Genomic DNA, 18,066 nt, shown 5'->3' with positions numbered 1-18,066 from the left:
ATGATTAATCCTTCTCCAATCTCTCTTCTTGCTTTGGTGATTCCTGACCGAAGAACAAATCGCCTTCGTCTGTCAGTTCATCCTCAAATGTTAATGGTGGCAATTCTTCGAGCGAGTTGAACCCGAAATGGTCGAGGAAGTGCTCTGTCGTACGATACAGCTTGGCACGACCAATCGTCTTCGCACGACCAGCCGATTCGATCAATCCTTTCGATAACAACGTATGGATGACCCGTTCGACTTTGACTCCGCGAATCTCTTCGATATCCGCTCGTGTGACCGGCTGTTTGTAGGCGATGATAACTAGCGTCTCCATCGCTGCACGTGAGAGCGCCTGCTCAGCCATCGTCCCGACATATTTTTGAATGTACGGAGAGACGTCCGGAACGGTCACGAGCTTGTAGACACCTGCCGATTCCATGAGCTGAAACGGTCGATTCGATGACTTGAACGATGTCTCTAGCTTACTGAGCTGTTCTCGTGCCGCAGCTTCTGAGATATCGAGCGTCTCGGCAAGCGCTCGTACTTCCATCCCTTCATCACCGACGACGAACAGCAATCCTTCAATAATCGTCTCATAAGACAGCAACCGCTTCATCCCCTTTCTTTGATGCTTCAATGAATGAGATTTGAATATCTTGGTCGAGTTGTTTTGTTACGACGACCCGTAGCTTGATCAGCTCAAGAAGCGCCATAAACGTCACGACGAGATCCGAGACGTTCGGTTGCTCAACAAAAAAGGCGAAAAACGACGTTTGTCTCGTCGACGATACGTGTTCATGAAGACGCGTCATCTGCTCTTCAAGCGTACGCTCTTCCCGCTTGATCGTTTTTTTGCGTCGTTCTTTCCAACGTTTCCGTTCAATCATCTTCGAATAGGCGTGGAGAAGATCCGAGAAGTTAAGTGGTCCGTCATACTTAGACACCTCTTCAGACATATAAGTCGTCAAATCTTCACCCGGTCGCGTATACAATTCAAGCCGGTGTTCTTCTTGTTCACGCATGAAGACGACCGCTTCTTTATATGCTTTGTATTCAATCAATTGACGAATGAGACCTTCACGCGTCGGTTCCTCACTGAAGTCTGGAACCTCTTCATCCTCGACCGAAACTGGCGGTAACAATTGTTTGCTCTTCAATTGGAGCAACGTCGCCGCCATGACCAAGTATTCACTGGCCACATCGAGTTCAAATTTTTGCATCGTGCGAATATAGCCGACATACTGGTCAGTGACTTCTGCCACGGAAATGTCGACGATATCAATCTCCATTTTTCCAATCAAATGGAGCAACAGGTCGAGTGGACCTTCGAACGTATCAATTTTAACGTTATAGGCTTCCATAGAGACACCTGCCATTTTACATTTTTGCGCTTTAGTATAACATGTTTTATAACACCGTGGACACGAAAGGAGAAAATTGATTCATGACCCCTTTTACTCATTATACGTTGCTTTTTGAATGTCATGCCGATTATTTCGAATGTCATGAGGTATTAGAAGAGGCGTGGCAGGCAGACGGACGCCGTCACCACGGCTATGCAGCGCTCATCCAATATGCTGTCATCCACTATCACCTCCGGCGCGACAATTTGGTCGGCGCAAAAAAGAGCTTGCGACTCTTACGTCGAAAGATTGACATCGCTTCTCCTTATTTAAATGAGCTCGGTCTTGACGTCGACTCCTTCGTCGCACAACTTGATGAATGGCCGTTACACACGAAGCTCCCATTACAACAGGATGTTCGTGACACGGTCGAATCACTAAAACCGACGTTCCCGTCGACGGACCTGTCGTTCGAGCAATTGGTCCACAAGCATCTGCACCGTGATCGAAGTGAGGTCATCACGGAACGGGAGCTGGCACTTTTAAAAAGGCAACGTGCCAGAAGTTGACGTCAAGATTCAAGAAGTCTCCTTTTCATGATCAATGATGATTTTTTAACTTCTTAAACGCCATCACCCAACTCTCGAGATCGCTCCGATCATGTAAATATTCAGAAGGGGTTTCAAGTAAATCCATGCCAACTATCGTTTGTAAGCAGGACCAAACCACCTCGTCAGAAGCTGTCCAATCAAATCCATCTATATTTTCATACTGTTCCATCCAATGATGTGCCCAATCAGAGATTTCTTCTCGCGTTCGTTCTTGCCTGAGCACTTGCTCCATTCGATTGATCAGTTCATCAATTGTTACTCGATTCATGAATCCACCTCATTTAAAGGGTTTGTGATTTACTCCATGCAATATGCAAAACCCCCGCAGTCACAGGGTCGTGATTGCAGGGGGTTTTTATCGTCAGACGACTAATTGATTCCATTTATTCAATAAATCGCCCGTCTTGCCTGTACCGGTTAGCGTCAAATCAAGTGGAAGGACGTTTCTTACCTCGTCTAGAAGCTCGTAAGAACGTTTCTCGCCACGGAATGATGGCGACAAGGCGATATGGTCGATGACCATTGTCGTTTCTTGTTGCTCCATACCAATGATACCAACGAAGTCTTCACCGACTTTCCACAAATAGAGGAACTTCGACTCCTCCTCGTCATACGATCGGACGAGTTCAAGCAAGCTTAGCGGAGATTTGTCACTGCATGAGAATGCGAGTAGGCCCATCGCCGTCTTTTCATAAGAACGTTTATATTTGACCAGCATCGCTGGGTTCACCACCTTTTGTCATTCAAGTTTCACGACGTGAACACGTGAGAGACATGGTTCATTGTGCCATACCCTTCAGGCAAAAATCAATTCTCGTCCCAAACCTTCACTTCTGCCATCTTCGTACCTTGACGAAGTTTGACGGCATGCTCAAGACCAGATGTCACTTTACCGAATACCGTATGGACACCATCCAAATGCGGTTGTGGCTCATGGACGATGAAGAACTGTGAAGACCCTGTGTTACGACCTGCGTGGGCCATTGAAAGTGAACCCGCTTCATGTTTGTGCGGGAACGATGTCGATGTCTCACAAGGAATCGTATAGCCAGCACCGCCCATTCCAGTTCCTTGTGGGCAACCACCTTGGCTGACGAAACCAGGGATGACACGGTGGAACGTCAATCCGTTGTAAAACCCACTGTTCGCAAGTTTTTCGAAGTTTTCGACCGTGATCGGTGCTTCACCGTGGAATAAATCAAATTCAATCATTTCGCCATTTTCAAGTTTCATAGAACCTTTTTTCATGTTTCAAGCAACCCCTTTTTCATAATATGTATCCTGCTGTTTGACACTCACATTACCCATCTTATCAAAAAAACACGTCTGTCTCCACTTTTTTGTGGAAACAGACGTTCTGCCTTATTGAATCACTGCGTGAACGAGTGGACGTGCCTCTGGTTTCGTTGCACCGATCGTATACGCATGGTCTAAACGCTCGATGGCTGAAGACATGTCTTCGATGTTCGAACGGAGTACCGCGATCACATCGCCTGCCTCGACACGGTCGCCGACTTTCTTCTCAAGCGTGATGCCTGCCGCGAAATCGATTTTGTCTTCTTTTGTCGCGCGTCCTGCACCGAGAAGCATCGCCGCAACACCCACTTCGTCTGCGATGATCGACTCGACATAACCTGCTTCTTTTGCGACGAATGTCGTCTCATATGAAGCTTGTGGTAATTTCGTCACATCATCGACGAGTGATGCGTCGCCACCTTGTGCTTCGACGAACTTGCGGAACACCTCGAGGGCGTGTCCATCGGCAATGCGCTTCTCAAGGTCGGCATACGCCTCTTCAAACGTCGGATAAAACTCACCGAGGACAGCCATATGTCCAGCGATCGTGAGCGCGATTGTTTTCAAATCTTCGACTTCTTTACCTGAGAGGACTTCAATCGCTTCTTTCACTTCGTTCGCGTTCCCAATTTCAAAACCGAGTGGTTGGTCCATATCCGTGATGACCGCGACCGTCTTACGTCCGACGTTTTTCCCAATTGCGACCATTTCTTCGGCGAGGGCTTTCGCATCATCAAACGATTTCATGAACGCACCAGAACCTGTCTTGACGTCAAGAACGATACTGTCCGCTCCAGCTGCAATCTTCTTCGACATGATCGAACTTGCGATAAGCGGAATCGACTCAACCGTAGCCGTAACGTCGCGAAGCGCGTACAAGCGCTTATCGGCAGGCGTCAAGTTCCCTGTCTGACCGATGATCGACATCTTGATATCATTCACTTGTTTCGTGAACTGCTCTTCCGTCAATTCTACATTGAACCCTGGGAATGATTCGAGCTTATCGATCGTACCACCTGTGTGACCGAGACCGCGACCACTCATCTTCGCGACAGGGATGCCGATTGAAGCAACGAGTGGTGCCACGATCAAGCTGATCTTGTCACCGACGCCGCCCGTTGAGTGCTTGTCGACTTTTTTCCCTTCGATATTTGAAAGATCGATCGTATCTCCCGACTTCACCATTTCCATCGTCAAGGCAGCCGTCTCGTTTTCAGTCATCCCGTTAAAATAGATGGCCATCGATAAGGCTGACATTTGATAGTCAGGAATTGATTCGTTCGTGAAACCTTCGACAACGAAGCGAATCTCCTCTTCGTTCAATTCTCCACCGTTACGTTTCTTTAAAATCAAATCGACCATACGCATAACTGTCGTCCTCCTAAAATTAAGTTACTTACATGCTTTTAATCGTGCCACGTACGAGAGAGAGGAAGTCTTGACGAACGCGCTCTGTCGTTTCGATGACTTCTTCATGGTTGAGTGGTTGTTCTAAGATGCCTGCTGCCATGTTCGAGACACACGAAATCCCGAGGACACGCATATCCGAATGACGCGCGACGATGACTTCTGGAACGGTCGACATCCCGACGACGTCTCCCCCAAGAAGACGGGCCATTTTGACTTCAGCCGGTGTTTCGTACGTAGGACCTGTGTTTCCGAAGTAAACCCCTTTCTGTACAGAAAGTCCAAGGTCTGACGCGACGCGTTCTGTCAATTTCACGAGCTCTTTATCGTACGCTTCTGACATGTCAGGGAAACGTGTTCCGAATTCACTCGCGTTCTTACCGATGAGCGGGCTCGTACCGAAGAAGTTGATATGATCTGTGATGATCATCAAGTCGCCTGGGTTGAATGACTCGTTACACGCTCCTGCCGCGTTTGTGACGATGAGAGTCTCGACACCGATCAATTTAAGGACACGTACAGGGAACGTCACTTGTTCCATCGAGTATCCTTCATAGAAGTGGAACCGTCCTTGCATGGCGACGACTCGTTTCCCTTCGAGCTCACCGAACACGAGTTGACCCGCATGTCCTTCGACGGTTGATACTGGGAAGTGTGGAATCTCTTCATAAGGGATTACAACCGGATTCTCAATTTCGTCCGCGAGGACTCCAAGACCTGACCCGAGAATAAGTCCGATTTCTGGTGTATCGCCCATACGCTCCTGCAAAAACGATTTTGTTTCGTTCCAATTTACCATGAATATTGCCTCCTCAAATTTCGTTTAAGAAACTCTTTCCGTTTGATGGTGCCGCGACGTCAAAGTTGTCAGCCACTGTCGCACCGATATCTGCGAACGTACCTCGAATGCCTAGATCAACTGCTTTCGCTCCAGTGTGATGTACGATGAGCGGTACATATTCACGCGTGTGGTCTGTACCAGCATGAACAGGGTCATTTCCGTGGTCTGCCGTGATGATGAGTAAGTCGTCTTCACGGAGACGCTCCAGCACTTCAGGTAGACGGGCATCATATTCTTCAAGCGCGACGGCGTAGCCTTCCGGATCACGACGATGACCGAACAATGCGTCAAAGTCGACCAAGTTCAAGAAGCAAAGCCCTTCGAAATCTTCTTCAAGTGATTCGACCAATTTGTCCATGCCATCCATGTTCGATTTCGTACGGACCGCTTTCGTCACACCTTCACCGTCGTAGATGTCACTGATTTTCCCGAGCGCGATGACATCTTTTCCAGCGTCTTCGAGCGTATTCATGACGGTCTTACCGAAAGGTTTGAGTGCGTAGTCATGACGATTTGCCGTACGTACCCATGCACCCGGTGTGCCGATGAACGGACGGGCGATAATACGACCGAGCATATACGGGTCTTCACGTGTGATTTCACGCGCGTATTCACAAATCCGGTACAACTCATCGATTGGCACGATGTCCTCGTGTGCTGCGATTTGAAGGACTGAATCCGCTGATGTATAGACAATCAATGCGCCCGTCTCGACATGTTCTTCACCGAGTTCATCCAAGATGGCCGTACCTGATGCCGGCTTATTTCCGATGATTTTTCGACCACTGAACTCTTCTAGACGATGAATCAAATCGTCCGGGAACTCTTCAAAGACACGGAACGGCGTCTCGATATGAAGACCCATGATTTCCCAGTGCCCTGTCATCGTGTCTTTACCAGCCGAAATTTCTTCCATACGACCATACGCGCTCGGCGTCTCCGACACGTCGATTCCTTGAATCGGTTTAATGTTCGCGAGTCCGAGTTTCCCCATGTTCGGCATGTGCAATCCGTTATGTTCACGAGCGATATGTCCGAGCGTATCCGCCCCTTTGTCACCGAACTGTTCAGCATCCGGTGCTTCACCGATACCGACCGAGTCCATGACCACTAAAAAAATACGTTTAAACTTCTTCACAAAAAATTCCTCCTTTTCAATGTCTAGGCACGAGGGTGATGCTTGCGATACACATCATGTAGCCGCGACTTATTGACGTGTGTATACACTTGCGTCGTCGCTAAATCCGCATGACCGAGCATTTGTTGAATGGCACGTAAGTCTGCGCCGTTCTCGAGTAAGTGTGTCGCAAAGGAATGACGGAGAACGTGAGGTGTGATCTCCTTATCAATTCCGGCAAGCTTGGCACGTCGTTTGATCATCTTCCAAAATCCTTGACGACTGAGCCGTCCTCCTCGGCCGTTTAAAAAGAGCGCTTCGGTCTCTCTGCCGCCGAGCCCGTTTCGAGCTTGTTGAATATATCGCTCAACAAACCCTTGCGCGACCGACGAAACCGGAATGATTCGTGCGCGCTCGCCTTTCCCTTCACATTGTAGATACCCCAATTCGAACTGCAAATCATCCAAATCAAGACCTAAAAGTTCACTGACCCGCATTCCGGTCCCGTATAGCAACTCGAGCATCGCACGGTCCCGTAGTGAGAGCGGGTCGGATGTCGGGACGCTATCTAAGAGACGCTCGACTTCCTGTTGCGACCAAGTATCCGGAAGTTGCTTTTCTGCTTTCGGTGTCTCTAGATACAGAGATGGATCGGTTGTCGTGACCCCCGTCATTTTTAGATGATGATGGAACATCCGGATTGAACTGACAGCTCGTCTCAAAGAGGACGAAGCACGTCCCGCCTGTGACAGTTCTTCGATATGCTTTACGATATGAGAACGTGTCACGTCGTTCCAATCTTCCACGCCCAACTGGTTTAAGGTCGATGCGTATTGCGTCAAATCGCTCGCATACGCCTGTCTCGTGTTGGCGGACATCCGCTTTTCAACCGTCATGTACTGAAGAAATGACTCGATATGCGAACGCATCATACCCTCCTCCTTCCTCGTTTCACCTGAATACGCTTACAGCATATCATTTATGTAAACCGTTGTGAAGATGTCTGACCTCATTTTTTATTCACTTTTTTGTGAACGTTTACGTGTCGAAAATACATCTCAGAATTCTTATTTTTCTGGCATGTTCAAATGAAAAGCGATATACTACAAGCGACTTAAATATATGAGCGATCTATCACACATTGAAAAAGGACAGATGACCTGTTGGGGTCGTCTGTCCTTTCTGCATTAACCGTTGATGACTGCTTTATGACCTTCGAGTGTGACGCCTTTTGCTTGGCATACTTTACAGATGCCGTGAAACGTCAAGCGATGGTCTTTAATCAAAAATTCGTATTTACTCTCGACTTTTTTCTCAACATCGACGAGCAAGTCTTCCATGATTTCCTCGACCGATCCGCATTCGACACAGACGAGATGGTGGTGCGAATGATTCGCTCCTTCTGGGCGCAAGTCAAAGCGTGCGACCCCGTCACCGAAGTTGACTTTGTCGACAACACCGAGTTCAGTCAATAACTCAAGTGTGCGATATACCGTGGCGAGTCCAATCTCTGGTGCGATGCTCTTGACGAGCATAAAGACGTTCTCGGCACTCAAATGGTCACTCTCATTCTCAAGTAAGATGCGAACCGTCGATTCACGTTGCGGTGTCAATTTATATCCTTTGGCGCTCAATTGCTGTTTAATTCGTTCAATTCGCGTTTCCATAAGGCGCCCCCTCTTTACATAGTTCACTACACAAAGCATACCGAAGTTTTAATCAATTTTCAATTTAAAATCATTACTATGTAAGTTTACCATATAAAATTTCAGATTAGAATTATTTTAATCTAGACAATTGCCACCATTGAATCGCCATGATTGTCTTCGCATCGGTGATGACACCTCTGTCTAACAAATCAACCGCCTCTTCAAAAGAATATCGTTTCACATTTAAAAACTCATCTTCGTCAAGGTTCATCTCGCCCGCTGATAATCCTTTCGCGACAAACACATCGACTCGCTCACTGCAAAAACCCGGGGCTCCGTAGAAAGAAAAAATCTTTTCGAGCGACTCCGCCGTATATCCGGTCTCTTCAGCCAACTCACGTTCGGCACTCGATACCGGTTCTTCCCCTTTTTCAAGTTTGCCTGCTGGGATTTCAAGCGACATCGATTCAAACGCTTTTCGATACTGCTCTACCATGACAATTTTGTCCGATTCATCGATGACGAGCACGGCAACAGCTCCATTGTGATAGACGAGTTCTCGCACAGACGTGTTTCCATTCGGAAGGGAGACGACATGCTTTTCCACATCGAAAATCTTGCCTTTATAGATGACTTCCCGCTCAATCGTTTTTTCTTCCATATGATTACTCCTCACTTTTCGATATACTCTGATTATGAGTCAAACCAACATTTCGAACAAGGAGGAATCCATATGAGTGAACTCGGACTCGGAACGATGACCATTTTGAAACATGGGGAGATTGAGGCGAAGAAGATCCTAGAGACGGCCATTCAATCGGGGATTCGCCATATCGATACAGCAGATGTCTATGCACGACGAGCTGTCGAGCGCGTAATCGGGGAAACGTTAGGTCAGGAACGAAAACAGCTCTTTTTAGCGAGTAAAGGTGGAAACGAACTGACTGAGGACGGGATGCGTTGGAATCCTAATCCGTCGTACTTAGAGGAAGCGTTACACGGATCGCTCGAGCGATTGCGAACCGATTATCTAGATTTATATTATATTCACGGTGGTACGCTCGAGGACAATCTCGACGCAACGATTGAATGGGCGCAAAAACAAAAGCGTGACGGTCTCATCCGACAAATCGGACTCTCGTCGATTCGACCGAACGTCATCAACCATTGGGTCAAATCCGGTGCACTCGATGTTCTCATGACGCCGTATTCACTACTCGACCGCCGGGCAGAGACGCTCGACGTCTCGATCCCCATCGTTGGCCGAGGGGTTCTTGCCAAAGGCCTATTAACGGATGAATGGGAGACGCGTCTTGGAGATAAGGGATTTGAGGCGTGGCGAAAAGAGGAACTCGCAAGTGAATTGGCGATGATGCCGACACCGATTCAAGCCTATGCACTCGAAGCTGCAAAACGGTTCTGTGACGTCGTCTTACCAGGCGCCTCTTCAGTCAAGCAATTGAACGAAACGATTCGTTCATTTGAGACCAAAACCGATGATGAAGTGCTTGATCGCTTACTCGCTCGTTTACCGGTTCACCCATACACAAAACACGTGACCTGATCCGCTCAGGTCACGTGTTTTTCGTTGCGTGCTTGAATCTGTTCGATCGCCCAATCCGCCCATCCGGCATAGTTCTCCATCATTCGGATCGCATACTCGCTCGTCAGCAAATAGCCAAGTGTATCCTCGTCCGATTGATGTTCTTCTTGAAACATTCGAATCTGTTGTGCGACCTGCTCATGGTGTGCCTTTGTCTCTTCGATATATCGGACCGCTTCTTCAACCGGCAACAATTGAAGCAGACTGACACGCAGGAGGTTTTCATCCTTCATTTTCGGTTGGAACGACGTAGGTTGACGTAACCAATTGATTAACTCCTCACGTCCTTGATCCGTGATGGAGTAGATTTTTTTGTCTGGCAACTCCTGTTGTGAGACATGTTCCGCCGAAACGAGTGCTTCTTCTTCCATCTTTAACAGTTCCCGATAAATCTGTGTATGATGGGCGTTCCAAAAATGAATCATCTGTGCCTTGAACGTCGCGTTCAAGGCATACCCGGTCGCAGGCTGATGGGTCAATAACCCGAGCAATGCGTGACGTAACGCCATATCCATCACCTTTTCCTTCTCATGCTATTTTTATTAGTGTATCACATTCTCAAACGGTTTCGAGAATGCCAATCTGTTGACGACCCGTTAAAAACCCGACAAAATAGATAGAAGAAAGGAGAGTTGTCTATGCAACCGATTCATTCATCACAACAATTTAACGAAGCCACAAAAGATCACGGAATGGTGGTCTTCACTACATCATGGTGCCCGGACTGTAAACGTCTAGACATGTATGTCGATGAGCTCGTCAAAGACTATCCACAATTTAACTGGCACGTCGTCGACCGCGACGAACTCCCAGAACTATCTGATGCGCAAGAAGTTCGCGGCATCCCTTCACTTCTTTATTATAAAGACGGGGTAAAACAAGAACACCTCCACTCGGCGAACGCCAAGACGGAGATGCAAATCCGTTCATTCCTCGATACGATCCAAGCATGACCTGATTCCTGCAGCCCATTCGACTGCAGGAATTTTTGCACACACCTCTGTCATCCTCAATTATACTGTAAGAAATAACCAAATAAGAAAGGGGAATGAACATGATGCTTATACGCCTCTTCACCCCACTCTGTTTCACCATCATGATGTTGGTCGGCTGCATACAACCATCTACCTCACCATCCATACAATCTGATGAAGAAACGGCAATCATCAAAAGTGCAGTGACCTATCTCAACAGTATGGATTGGCTACCTGCCGATGAAAACGGGAGACAAGCTACGATTCAATCCATCATAGTCGATAATCGTTATGACTTAATTGATTCACGTTTTGAAGGAACACGTGCCTGGCTCGTCACGTTCCCCCCTGATCCACAGCGCACGGTCGAGATTCCACAAGTACTCGTTGAACCGAAATCGAACGACGTGATTGGCCATCTTTTAAGCGAATAACGGTTCGAACCCCCAACTACTTGTAATGCCGAACATACCGCGAGTCAATCGAGCGCTTCATATAATATGGAATCCGACCATGCCATGTAAACCATCCATAGGTCAGCAAGGCGCGCCCTGGTGTCGTTAGTAAGATATTCATCGATTGACGTCTCCGAAATGGTCGACTTGTTTCCTTAAGTAACCGTTTGCCGACATAGCGCCCTGACCTAACAGCATCGACGCCTCCATTTAAGGAGGATGCCATATCTCCTGTTACATATATATTTGTAAAATGATGATGACGTAAATATTTGTCTACCTCTATAAAACTCTCAGGTTTTGCAAGCCCTGATTCGGCCCACCATCCCACGGGAACAACCCCCGTCGCATCCAATAAGAGCCCTTCCGATGCGTCTGCATGATACGCCTGTTTGACGACCATGACCCCTGTTCTGACTAACAATCGCTCGATGTGCTTTCTAGTATGGACCGAGACGTCTGGTAATATCTCTTTTGCATACAGCGTCACATTCTTTGTACGAGCACACGTGAACGCCAATTCTACGCCGGCCTTCCCGCCTCCGACGATGGTCACTTGTGAACTCGATTCGATTTGGTCGAGTAAAGCTTGTGACATCGGTTTAAGTGGCGTGCCGATTCCCCGACTTTTCGCACCGGTGGCTAAAACGAGTTGATCGTATTCAAACATTCCGTTTTCTGTTTGAACCGTCTGCTGAATCGGGTCAATCGAGAGCACCCGCTTTGCGACCGGCTCTAGTTGAGGTGATCGGACCGTAGCTGAATCCATGAGCCCGGCAATCACTTGTGGAAACGCACCTGTATAAATCGTCTGGCAGTCTCCGATGAAGCGAACATCATAATGTTTGCATATCTCCTCAATACGATCGAGAATTTCTAGCTGTCCGTGTCCAAGTCCGGCCAACACCAACTTCGGTTTCATCGCAAAATCCTCCGTGCCTCAATGAATCGTTGTGTGATTGTCATGACTTCAAGCAATAAAAAGATAAGAGCAATCCCGCCGACCCAGTTCGGGAAGAGAATCATCAACGTGAACAAAATGAAGCACTCTGTTCGCTCGATAATTCCTGGCTGATAGTAAAACGTCTTCTCTGAGCGCTTTGAACTACTCGCACCGACAGCTAGGAACAGTGTCATGGCGATCACAAATGAAGCAATCAGAATGAGAAAAATAGGCATATATTCCGGGTAACGAAGGGCAAGGGCAATCACGACCGACAATTCGACGAATCGGTCCAAGACGAGGTCAAGCACCGTTCCAAACCCACTCGTTTTCGACTTTCGAGCCATCGTCCCATCTAAAACATCAAACAAGCCAGATAGCCACAGTAAGATGACGGCAGTCCAGTGCATATCATTATAGATAAAGATTCCGGTCGAGATTCCGATGATTCCTCCAAGTACTGTCACTTCGTTCGGCGTGAAATTCCATTTGAGCAATCGATTCGCTCCACGCTCGATGACCGGTTGAACGTAACGACTTCCGTATGTATCGAGCATACTATTCCTCCTTTCGTTTAATTCGATAAATCATTCCAGTTTGGTACGTTTCACACGTCGGTAACATGACGGATCGTCCATCCTTGAACTGATATTCCCCGAAACATTGACCGAATCGATAAATTTTCTTCATCAACTGAACCGACACACCAGTCGCTTCGGATACCTCCACTTCAGACAACGGTCGCAGTTCTCCATCGAGCATGACAAAGTCACCGAATCCAGGGGCCGTATCGTATAACTCCGCAACCGTCCCCGTACGTGTCACCTTGCCTTCATCAATCAGCGTCACCTGGTCTGCCATGAGCATCGCTTCTTCCCGATCATGAGTGACCAATACCGCCGTCAAGTTGAGTTCTTTCACTAAGTCCCGGATAAAACGCTGCAAGTCGAGCTTGAGTTTGGGATCAAGGTTTGTAAAGGGTTCATCTAATAACAGTAGTTCTGGTTCAGCCGCTAAAGCTCGGGCAAGACTGACCCGTTGTTGTTCGCCACCAGACAGTTCGTGTATCTCGGCATCATATCGGTCACCGAGTTGAACGACTCGTAGCCAATGTTCGGCTTGCTTACGAGAACGCTCTCGAGTCACGAGCGTGACATTCTCTCCGACTGTCAAATGTGGGAACAATAAAGCCGTTTGCGATAGCATCGTCACGCGCCGTTTATGCGCAGGGATAGGGATTAAAGAACGGTGATTCCATTTCACGTCGCCGCTGTCAGTCGACTCAAGACCTGCGATGATTCGTAGAATCGTCGATTTCCCTGAACCACTCACACCGATGATTGCGTGAATGTCGTGAGGTTTAACCTCGAAGTCGACACCATTTAGTATTTGTTTCGTTCCAAATTGTTTATATAGATTTTGTACATTCAAACTCATTGAAGACGTCCTTTCAGCATACGCACCATATACCGATCCCATCCTGAGAGCAGAAAATAGAGGAGAACGGGGAATAGGATGAGCATCCATGTGTTCGAGAGAGCGAGACCACGATTGTTTCCCGCATAAGATTGATACAATTCTGTCATCACGGTCGGAATCAATCCCGCACCAATCAACTGGATCAGCGCGAATTGACTGAGCAAAATGACGGTCGTGAACAACGCGATGGTCCGCATCAATCTAGAAAAGAGCGGATACAGCACGTACATGACTCGCCGTCTCGATGGCAGAATCCGAGCTTGTTCCAAAAGTGGTCGACCGATGACCGCCATTCCGTTGTAGGCGAGGCGGATTGAATAGGGAATCGTCACGACGAGCAGGGCAAGGGTGACGCCGACATACGTCCCAATCAGACCAGCTTCCGCCAAGATCAGATAGAGGCCAAACAATGTTGCCAGCATCGGAATGAACAATGGTAAAAAGACGAGCCATTCGATGACATGTTTCCATCTAGAATCTATCCACAATAGCCACCAGGCACACATCATCGAGAGCCATACATTGATCCCAGATAAAATCACAATCAATCCTATCGTATGAACGATTGCCATGTTGTTCTCGATTTCAAATGTCGGGACTACGAAGAAGAGGCTGATAAACGGTATGAACGTCAAACAGATGAGAATCCCTTGTCGAATCATCGTCTCACCCCACGTTCAATTCGTCGTCGTATGGATGCGGTCAATACGTAAGATAGGAATACGCCGATTCCGACAAAACATGTCCACATGAGGGCGACCGCATAAGGCTCTGTCGCCTCCAAATAGAGTCCCGTCGACAGTCGTTCGTATGCGAGGACACCGATTAGTTTCGGGTATGTCACACCGAGCAGTGCCGGAACCTCATACGCAAATGAGATGAAAGCAATTAAAATCCAGGTCGAGTCGAGCAATGGTTTAATCAAAAACGGCAACTCCCCATGTTTGAACTGGTCAAACGGAGAGAGTTGGAGCGTCTTCGCCATCTCGACGTAACCCCGATTCAATTGCTCATATGTCCCGAGCATCATTAAAAAGACGAACGGCGTCTCCTTCCATATGTAGGTCAGGATGACCGTGACATAGTCTCGTTCGTTCGCCTCAATCCATCCGATGCCGTTCGTCCCACTGAACAATAGCCAAAACAGATATGCAGCAGCGATGTGAGGAACAAACATCGGAAGTCGGAGTACAGATGATAGGAAACGCCAATTTTTTCGGACGACCGTTCTTGCAAGCCATGTCCCGATTACAAGCGATAACATGGTCGACACGCTAACGACATAAAGCGTCGTGACGAAACTATCGCGCCACGTCTCATCTGTCAAAAGCGAGCCCCAATCCGTTCCCGTTGCCTCTATGCCGAGAAAGACGAGGGCAGCGAGCGGGAGAAGGGATACCATGATCGTCACCGCAACACTACTTCGCAACACGCGGCCACTCCTCACGGACGATGTCAATCACATTCGGTCCATAATCCGGAATCGAACGTTCGAGCAATTGCTCCGAGTCCGGGTACGTGACACCCTCCCCTAGTTCTTCAAACGCGCGTTGGTCATTCACGTCAAGCTTCGTTAAGTCGAGTGATGTTCCATCTCCCCAATAGTCTGGTCCTTGTTTGACGAGCTGTGCTTCAGGAGACAACAGTTCTTGGAGAAGAACGAGCGCCCCATCTGGATTCGGGGCATTGAACGGGACTGCTAAGAAGTGTGTCGAGGCAATGGAGTGATCGAGGACGAGCGCGCGTGTCTCTTTCGGGAAGATTCCTTCCGTCACTTCCGCCTCGGCTCGGCGTTCGTTAAATCCCATCGTCATCCAAACTTCTCCTGATGCATAGAGCTGATCGAGTTGTTCGAGCGTCTTTGGATACGTTTGTCCGTCTTTCCACAAATTCGGAGACCACGCTTTCAAGTCGTCCCAGAACGAATCCTCAATGGTCGCTTTTTGGTCCAACTCGTCACCATATCGTGCATATAATAGATGGCGGACGAAGGCATTCCCCGTGAAATCTGTGACTTCAGGATACGTGAAACGACCTGGATTGTCTTCAGTCCAGCGACGTAGTTCCTCAAACGATTGAGGAGGATTGTCCACTTTCGCTGCATCGTAATGCAAGATGAATTGTACATTCCCCCATGCGAGCTCCAAGTCCTCTGTCGGGGTGCCGGCATCTGATTGTTGGGCCGTTTCGTTTAATAAATCGGCGTTCGGGACACGCTCCATCAATCCGTCTCGAAGAAGACCTGCCTCTTTCGCATTTCGGAAATTGTCGCCATTGATCCAGACGGCATCAATCGTCCCGACTTGTCTGTCCGCTTTCTTATCGAGTGATAATTGTCGGATGAATTCTGCCGTATCCATTGCGACACGGTTCAATTCGACATTGTAAGATTCCTCGAGACGAGGTGCCACGTAGTCATCGATGTAGCTGTTGATGCCCTCGTCCCCACCCCACATATATAGGTTGACGGTCGACCCTTCTGCCGTTGTTGCTGCTTTTTCAAACGAGTCCGAAAACTCAACTGCCTGTTCACTCCCACACGCTGCCACGAATGTGAGCATGACAGTTGCGAGCAGTACTCTCCATTTCCTCATCTTAATCCCCCTTTTTACTTTTTCTCAAATCCCCTTTTTGCGAGCATTTCGAACATGGTTGGACAGATTGCATACACATTCGCCCCTACGTTCATCCACCATGGCGCATTGATTTCGCGTTTTCGCTTACGACTTCCTCTGACAATCGCATCAGCCAATCGTTTCGGGTCAAGCATGATCCTTTGAACACTTTCAGCATATGTACCACTTTTATCAGCTCGATTAAAGAACGGCGTTGCAATCGGTCCTGGATTGACCGTCATGACGTGAATGCCACGGGGCTTCAACTCTAGCCTGAGCGCGTTCGAAAACTGTAAAAGTGCCGCCTTTGACCCTGCGTAGACGGCTGACTTAGGTGTCGGTACTTTCGCAGCCTGTGAACAGATGTTGACGATGATACCCTCTCGCTCCATCACTCGGGCGACATCTCGCGATAACAGCATCGGTGCGAGAGCGTTCACACGCATCGTTTCTTCTATCACATCCGTCGACTGATTGGTCACAAAATCAAATTCGGCCATGCCTGCATTGTTGACCCATACGTCAAATTTCCCGAACCGTTCGCTCACATCATGAACGAGAGCGGTTGACTTTGCGACATCCGCGCACATCCAATCCCCTTCACATGTTGCGGCAATCTTTTTTAACCGTTCTTCATTTCTTCCAATCAACAATACGTTGTATCCATATTCATAAAAAGAATGCGCCAATGCGGCACCGAGCCCGCTTGACGCACCAGTAATGACTACTCTTTTCACGACATCACTTCTTTCTTCGTATAAATCCATTTTTGATCATCTCGACGTCTCTCGATGTCGCCACGTTCCTCGAGTAAACTGAGTCGTGCAAACACTTCACTGAAGACGAGCGGCATCCCACGTCGCATCTTTCGTCCATATAACTTCATTGACCAATCAAAAACGCTAAGTCCATCTTCCCATTCGGCAAGCAATTGTTCACTGCGCTCATACCGTTGGCGAATTCGACTCTCGATTAAATCATTCGGATGGTGAATCGGTTCACCGTGTCCACTGACGACGAGCTTTAAATCAATCCCACGTAATTTTTTAAGCGAATCGATATAGAGAATGACGGGTGATGCAAATCCTTCGTCATCATACGGCTGTTCGATGAGCGGATTTGGTTCGACCTTATCGATGAGGTGATCTCCGGCAATCAAGACTCCTCCGGGACCAATCAACCCGAGCTGGTCACTCGCATGTCCAGGCAGATGGATTGTCTGCCACGCCCCATCCGACGTTAACGCTTGCCCGTCCCCGAACGTCATCGTGACAGTCGTCGGTCCAATCCAGCGAAGCGCTTCGCGATAGTCTGGTAATTTTTCCACAAGTGGAGCCGGTGCCCCGAACGAGACGGCCAATTCATGTAAAAAGTGATTACCACGCTTCAAAAAGTTTGGGGTTTGCTCTAAGTATCGAACGAGCTTTTCATGCCCGTACACGGGGATGGATGCGTCGCGAAGACGCCATGCTTGTCCGGCATGATCAGCATGATGATGTGTCAAAAATAAAAAGTCGATATCCGCCAACGAGAGTTCAAGCTCTTCAAGTTGACGGTTCAACGAGGTCCACGCCTCTTCTGTGTCTGGTCCACAATCGACCATGAAGAAGCGGTTCATATGTTCAACGATATATACGTTCACGTTCCCGACTTCGAACGGTGTCGGGATATCGAGTCTTGCCAGTTGGCTAGAAATCCAGTCCGCCACGTCATCACCACCCCTTCTTCCTGTCTTTCTCCATTATACCCGT

24 protein-coding genes are annotated in these 18,066 nt (G+C 48.1%); 4 read left to right on the top strand and 20 right to left on the bottom strand.

What is annotated here, in order from left to right:
- Window positions 1-4: 4 nt before the first annotated feature.
- Both scpB and KNO70_RS05520 read right to left on the bottom strand, forming a co-directional pair.
- The gene (gene scpB / locus KNO70_RS05525) at window positions 5-598 is read right to left on the bottom strand and encodes an SMC-Scp complex subunit ScpB (protein WP_074036818.1); all 594 of its coding nucleotides are present in this window, start codon (window positions 596-598) and stop codon (window positions 5-7) included.
- The gene (locus tag KNO70_RS05520) at window positions 576-1,343 is read right to left on the bottom strand and encodes a segregation/condensation protein A (protein WP_078147052.1); all 768 of its coding nucleotides are present in this window, start codon (window positions 1,341-1,343) and stop codon (window positions 576-578) included. The genes scpB and KNO70_RS05520 overlap by 23 nt, the downstream gene beginning before the upstream one ends.
- 83 nt (window positions 1,344-1,426) lie before the next feature.
- On the opposite strand from KNO70_RS05520, the gene KNO70_RS05515 reads away from it, so the two are divergent.
- The gene (locus KNO70_RS05515) at window positions 1,427-1,894 is read left to right on the top strand and encodes a DUF309 domain-containing protein (protein WP_214757372.1); all 468 of its coding nucleotides are present in this window, start codon (window positions 1,427-1,429) and stop codon (window positions 1,892-1,894) included.
- 31 nt (window positions 1,895-1,925) lie between these two features.
- Here KNO70_RS05515 and KNO70_RS05510 read toward each other — a convergent pair whose 3' ends face one another.
- The 9 genes from KNO70_RS05510 to KNO70_RS05470 all read right to left on the bottom strand — a co-directional run bounded on the left by KNO70_RS05510 (window position 1,926) and on the right by KNO70_RS05470 (window position 8,907).
- Window positions 1,926-2,204, bottom strand: coding sequence for a hypothetical protein (locus KNO70_RS05510; protein WP_214757374.1), 279 nt, complete (start codon window positions 2,202-2,204; stop codon window positions 1,926-1,928).
- 93 nt (window positions 2,205-2,297) lie between these two features.
- Window positions 2,298-2,654, bottom strand: a complete 357-nt coding sequence (locus KNO70_RS05505; RefSeq protein ID WP_214757376.1) for a GCN5 family acetyltransferase — start codon at window positions 2,652-2,654, stop codon at window positions 2,298-2,300.
- Between the two features lie 89 nt (window positions 2,655-2,743).
- Complete coding sequence (locus KNO70_RS05500; protein ID WP_012726499.1) at window positions 2,744-3,184, bottom strand: peptidylprolyl isomerase; 441 nt, start codon at window positions 3,182-3,184, stop codon at window positions 2,744-2,746.
- A gap of 114 nt (window positions 3,185-3,298) precedes the next feature.
- Window positions 3,299-4,600 carry a pyrimidine-nucleoside phosphorylase gene (locus tag KNO70_RS05495; RefSeq protein ID WP_012726500.1) on the bottom strand — a complete coding sequence of 434 codons (1,302 nt, stop codon included), beginning with the start codon at window positions 4,598-4,600 and terminating at the stop codon, window positions 3,299-3,301.
- A 28-nt stretch (window positions 4,601-4,628) separates the two neighbouring features.
- On the bottom strand, window positions 4,629-5,438 hold the full coding sequence (locus tag KNO70_RS05490) for a purine-nucleoside phosphorylase (protein ID WP_078147055.1): 810 nt from the start codon (window positions 5,436-5,438) through the stop codon (window positions 4,629-4,631).
- Between the two features lie 13 nt (window positions 5,439-5,451).
- On the bottom strand, window positions 5,452-6,618 hold the full coding sequence (gene deoB, locus KNO70_RS05485; protein ID WP_214757378.1) for a phosphopentomutase: 1,167 nt from the start codon (window positions 6,616-6,618) through the stop codon (window positions 5,452-5,454).
- 23 nt (window positions 6,619-6,641) lie between these two features.
- Window positions 6,642-7,526 (bottom strand): site-specific tyrosine recombinase XerD, encoded by an 885-nt coding sequence (xerD, locus tag KNO70_RS05480; protein ID WP_214686909.1) that lies wholly within the window; start codon window positions 7,524-7,526, stop codon window positions 6,642-6,644.
- 258 nt (window positions 7,527-7,784) lie between these two features.
- Complete coding sequence (gene fur, locus KNO70_RS05475; protein ID WP_012726507.1) at window positions 7,785-8,264, bottom strand: ferric iron uptake transcriptional regulator; 480 nt, start codon at window positions 8,262-8,264, stop codon at window positions 7,785-7,787.
- A 112-nt stretch (window positions 8,265-8,376) separates the two neighbouring features.
- A complete protein-coding gene (locus tag KNO70_RS05470) occupies window positions 8,377-8,907 on the bottom strand; it encodes an NUDIX hydrolase (RefSeq protein ID WP_078147058.1) in 531 nt (176 codons plus the stop codon).
- A gap of 72 nt (window positions 8,908-8,979) precedes the next feature.
- Here KNO70_RS05470 and KNO70_RS05465 point away from each other — a divergent pair, with 72 nt between their 5' ends.
- On the top strand, window positions 8,980-9,810 hold the full coding sequence (locus KNO70_RS05465; protein ID WP_214686913.1) for an aldo/keto reductase: 831 nt from the start codon (window positions 8,980-8,982) through the stop codon (window positions 9,808-9,810).
- Between the two features lie 5 nt (window positions 9,811-9,815).
- Here KNO70_RS05465 and KNO70_RS05460 read toward each other — a convergent pair whose 3' ends face one another.
- Window positions 9,816-10,364 (bottom strand): PadR family transcriptional regulator, encoded by a 549-nt coding sequence (locus KNO70_RS05460; RefSeq protein ID WP_078147060.1) that lies wholly within the window; start codon window positions 10,362-10,364, stop codon window positions 9,816-9,818.
- A gap of 123 nt (window positions 10,365-10,487) precedes the next feature.
- Between KNO70_RS05460 and KNO70_RS05455 the strand changes: the two genes are divergently transcribed.
- On the top strand, window positions 10,488-10,802 hold the full coding sequence (locus KNO70_RS05455; RefSeq protein WP_214757382.1) for a thioredoxin family protein: 315 nt from the start codon (window positions 10,488-10,490) through the stop codon (window positions 10,800-10,802).
- Window positions 10,803-10,903: 101 nt separating this feature from the next.
- Window positions 10,904-11,257: a hypothetical protein gene (locus KNO70_RS05450; protein ID WP_214757384.1), complete on the top strand. Its 354-nt coding sequence runs from the start codon at window positions 10,904-10,906 to the stop codon at window positions 11,255-11,257.
- Window positions 11,258-11,273: 16 nt separating this feature from the next.
- Here KNO70_RS05450 and KNO70_RS05445 read toward each other — a convergent pair whose 3' ends face one another.
- Genes KNO70_RS05445 through KNO70_RS05410 form a run of 8 tightly spaced genes read right to left on the bottom strand, consistent with a single transcriptional unit; the run spans window position 11,274 to window position 18,023 of the window.
- Window positions 11,274-12,200 (bottom strand): NAD(P)/FAD-dependent oxidoreductase, encoded by a 927-nt coding sequence (locus KNO70_RS05445; protein WP_214757386.1) that lies wholly within the window; start codon window positions 12,198-12,200, stop codon window positions 11,274-11,276.
- On the bottom strand, window positions 12,197-12,778 hold the full coding sequence (locus tag KNO70_RS05440) for a CDP-alcohol phosphatidyltransferase family protein (protein ID WP_012726514.1): 582 nt from the start codon (window positions 12,776-12,778) through the stop codon (window positions 12,197-12,199). The genes KNO70_RS05445 and KNO70_RS05440 overlap by 4 nt, the downstream gene beginning before the upstream one ends.
- 1 nt (window position 12,779) lies before the next feature.
- The gene (locus KNO70_RS05435; RefSeq protein ID WP_078147063.1) at window positions 12,780-13,658 is read right to left on the bottom strand and encodes an ABC transporter ATP-binding protein; all 879 of its coding nucleotides are present in this window, start codon (window positions 13,656-13,658) and stop codon (window positions 12,780-12,782) included.
- Window positions 13,655-14,362, bottom strand: coding sequence for an ABC transporter permease subunit (locus KNO70_RS05430; RefSeq protein WP_078147064.1), 708 nt, complete (start codon window positions 14,360-14,362; stop codon window positions 13,655-13,657). The genes KNO70_RS05435 and KNO70_RS05430 overlap by 4 nt, the downstream gene beginning before the upstream one ends.
- The gene (locus KNO70_RS05425) at window positions 14,359-15,132 is read right to left on the bottom strand and encodes an ABC transporter permease subunit (RefSeq protein WP_214757388.1); all 774 of its coding nucleotides are present in this window, start codon (window positions 15,130-15,132) and stop codon (window positions 14,359-14,361) included. Before KNO70_RS05425 ends, KNO70_RS05430 begins: the two co-directional genes overlap by 4 nt.
- The gene (locus tag KNO70_RS05420) at window positions 15,119-16,294 is read right to left on the bottom strand and encodes an ABC transporter substrate-binding protein (protein WP_214684066.1); all 1,176 of its coding nucleotides are present in this window, start codon (window positions 16,292-16,294) and stop codon (window positions 15,119-15,121) included. Before KNO70_RS05420 ends, KNO70_RS05425 begins: the two co-directional genes overlap by 14 nt.
- 14 nt (window positions 16,295-16,308) lie before the next feature.
- Window positions 16,309-17,052: an SDR family NAD(P)-dependent oxidoreductase gene (locus KNO70_RS05415; RefSeq protein WP_214684065.1), complete on the bottom strand. Its 744-nt coding sequence runs from the start codon at window positions 17,050-17,052 to the stop codon at window positions 16,309-16,311.
- Window positions 17,049-18,023 carry an MBL fold metallo-hydrolase gene (locus KNO70_RS05410; RefSeq protein WP_031423403.1) on the bottom strand — a complete coding sequence of 325 codons (975 nt, stop codon included), beginning with the start codon at window positions 18,021-18,023 and terminating at the stop codon, window positions 17,049-17,051. The genes KNO70_RS05415 and KNO70_RS05410 overlap by 4 nt, the downstream gene beginning before the upstream one ends.
- Window positions 18,024-18,066 lie beyond the last annotated feature (43 nt).

This window comes from Exiguobacterium sp. s181 (assembly GCF_018617125.1).
Lineage (GTDB): Bacteria > Bacillota > Bacilli > Exiguobacteriales > Exiguobacteriaceae > Exiguobacterium > Exiguobacterium profundum.
This window is presented reverse-complemented; position numbering and strand designations above follow the sequence as displayed.

What these genes read in the sequence shown, in the direction of transcription:
- scpB (WP_074036818.1), bottom strand. Translation starts at nt 598, where the DNA reads ATGAAGCGGTTGCTGTCTTATGAGACGATTATTGAAGGATTGCTGTTC.
- KNO70_RS05520 (WP_078147052.1), bottom strand. Translation starts at nt 1,343, where the DNA reads ATGGAAGCCTATAACGTTAAAATTGATACGTTCGAAGGTCCACTCGAC.
- KNO70_RS05515 (WP_214757372.1), top strand. Translation starts at nt 1,427, where the DNA reads ATGACCCCTTTTACTCATTATACGTTGCTTTTTGAATGTCATGCCGAT.
- KNO70_RS05510 (WP_214757374.1), bottom strand. Translation starts at nt 2,204, where the DNA reads ATGAATCGAGTAACAATTGATGAACTGATCAATCGAATGGAGCAAGTG.
- KNO70_RS05505 (WP_214757376.1), bottom strand. Translation starts at nt 2,654, where the DNA reads ATGCTGGTCAAATATAAACGTTCTTATGAAAAGACGGCGATGGGCCTA.
- KNO70_RS05500 (WP_012726499.1), bottom strand. Translation starts at nt 3,184, where the DNA reads ATGAAAAAAGGTTCTATGAAACTTGAAAATGGCGAAATGATTGAATTT.
- KNO70_RS05495 (WP_012726500.1), bottom strand. Translation starts at nt 4,600, where the DNA reads ATGCGTATGGTCGATTTGATTTTAAAGAAACGTAACGGTGGAGAATTG.
- KNO70_RS05490 (WP_078147055.1), bottom strand. Translation starts at nt 5,438, where the DNA reads ATGGTAAATTGGAACGAAACAAAATCGTTTTTGCAGGAGCGTATGGGC.
- xerD (WP_214686909.1), bottom strand. Translation starts at nt 7,526, where the DNA reads ATGCGTTCGCATATCGAGTCATTTCTTCAGTACATGACGGTTGAAAAG.
- fur (WP_012726507.1), bottom strand. Translation starts at nt 8,264, where the DNA reads ATGGAAACGCGAATTGAACGAATTAAACAGCAATTGAGCGCCAAAGGA.
- KNO70_RS05470 (WP_078147058.1), bottom strand. Translation starts at nt 8,907, where the DNA reads ATGGAAGAAAAAACGATTGAGCGGGAAGTCATCTATAAAGGCAAGATT.
- KNO70_RS05465 (WP_214686913.1), top strand. Translation starts at nt 8,980, where the DNA reads ATGAGTGAACTCGGACTCGGAACGATGACCATTTTGAAACATGGGGAG.
- KNO70_RS05460 (WP_078147060.1), bottom strand. Translation starts at nt 10,364, where the DNA reads ATGGATATGGCGTTACGTCACGCATTGCTCGGGTTATTGACCCATCAG.
- KNO70_RS05455 (WP_214757382.1), top strand. Translation starts at nt 10,488, where the DNA reads ATGCAACCGATTCATTCATCACAACAATTTAACGAAGCCACAAAAGAT.
- KNO70_RS05450 (WP_214757384.1), top strand. Translation starts at nt 10,904, where the DNA reads ATGATGCTTATACGCCTCTTCACCCCACTCTGTTTCACCATCATGATG.
- KNO70_RS05445 (WP_214757386.1), bottom strand. Translation starts at nt 12,200, where the DNA reads ATGAAACCGAAGTTGGTGTTGGCCGGACTTGGACACGGACAGCTAGAA.
- KNO70_RS05440 (WP_012726514.1), bottom strand. Translation starts at nt 12,778, where the DNA reads ATGCTCGATACATACGGAAGTCGTTACGTTCAACCGGTCATCGAGCGT.
- KNO70_RS05435 (WP_078147063.1), bottom strand. Translation starts at nt 13,658, where the DNA reads ATGAGTTTGAATGTACAAAATCTATATAAACAATTTGGAACGAAACAA.
- KNO70_RS05430 (WP_078147064.1), bottom strand. Translation starts at nt 14,362, where the DNA reads ATGATTCGACAAGGGATTCTCATCTGTTTGACGTTCATACCGTTTATC.
- KNO70_RS05420 (WP_214684066.1), bottom strand. Translation starts at nt 16,294, where the DNA reads ATGAGGAAATGGAGAGTACTGCTCGCAACTGTCATGCTCACATTCGTG.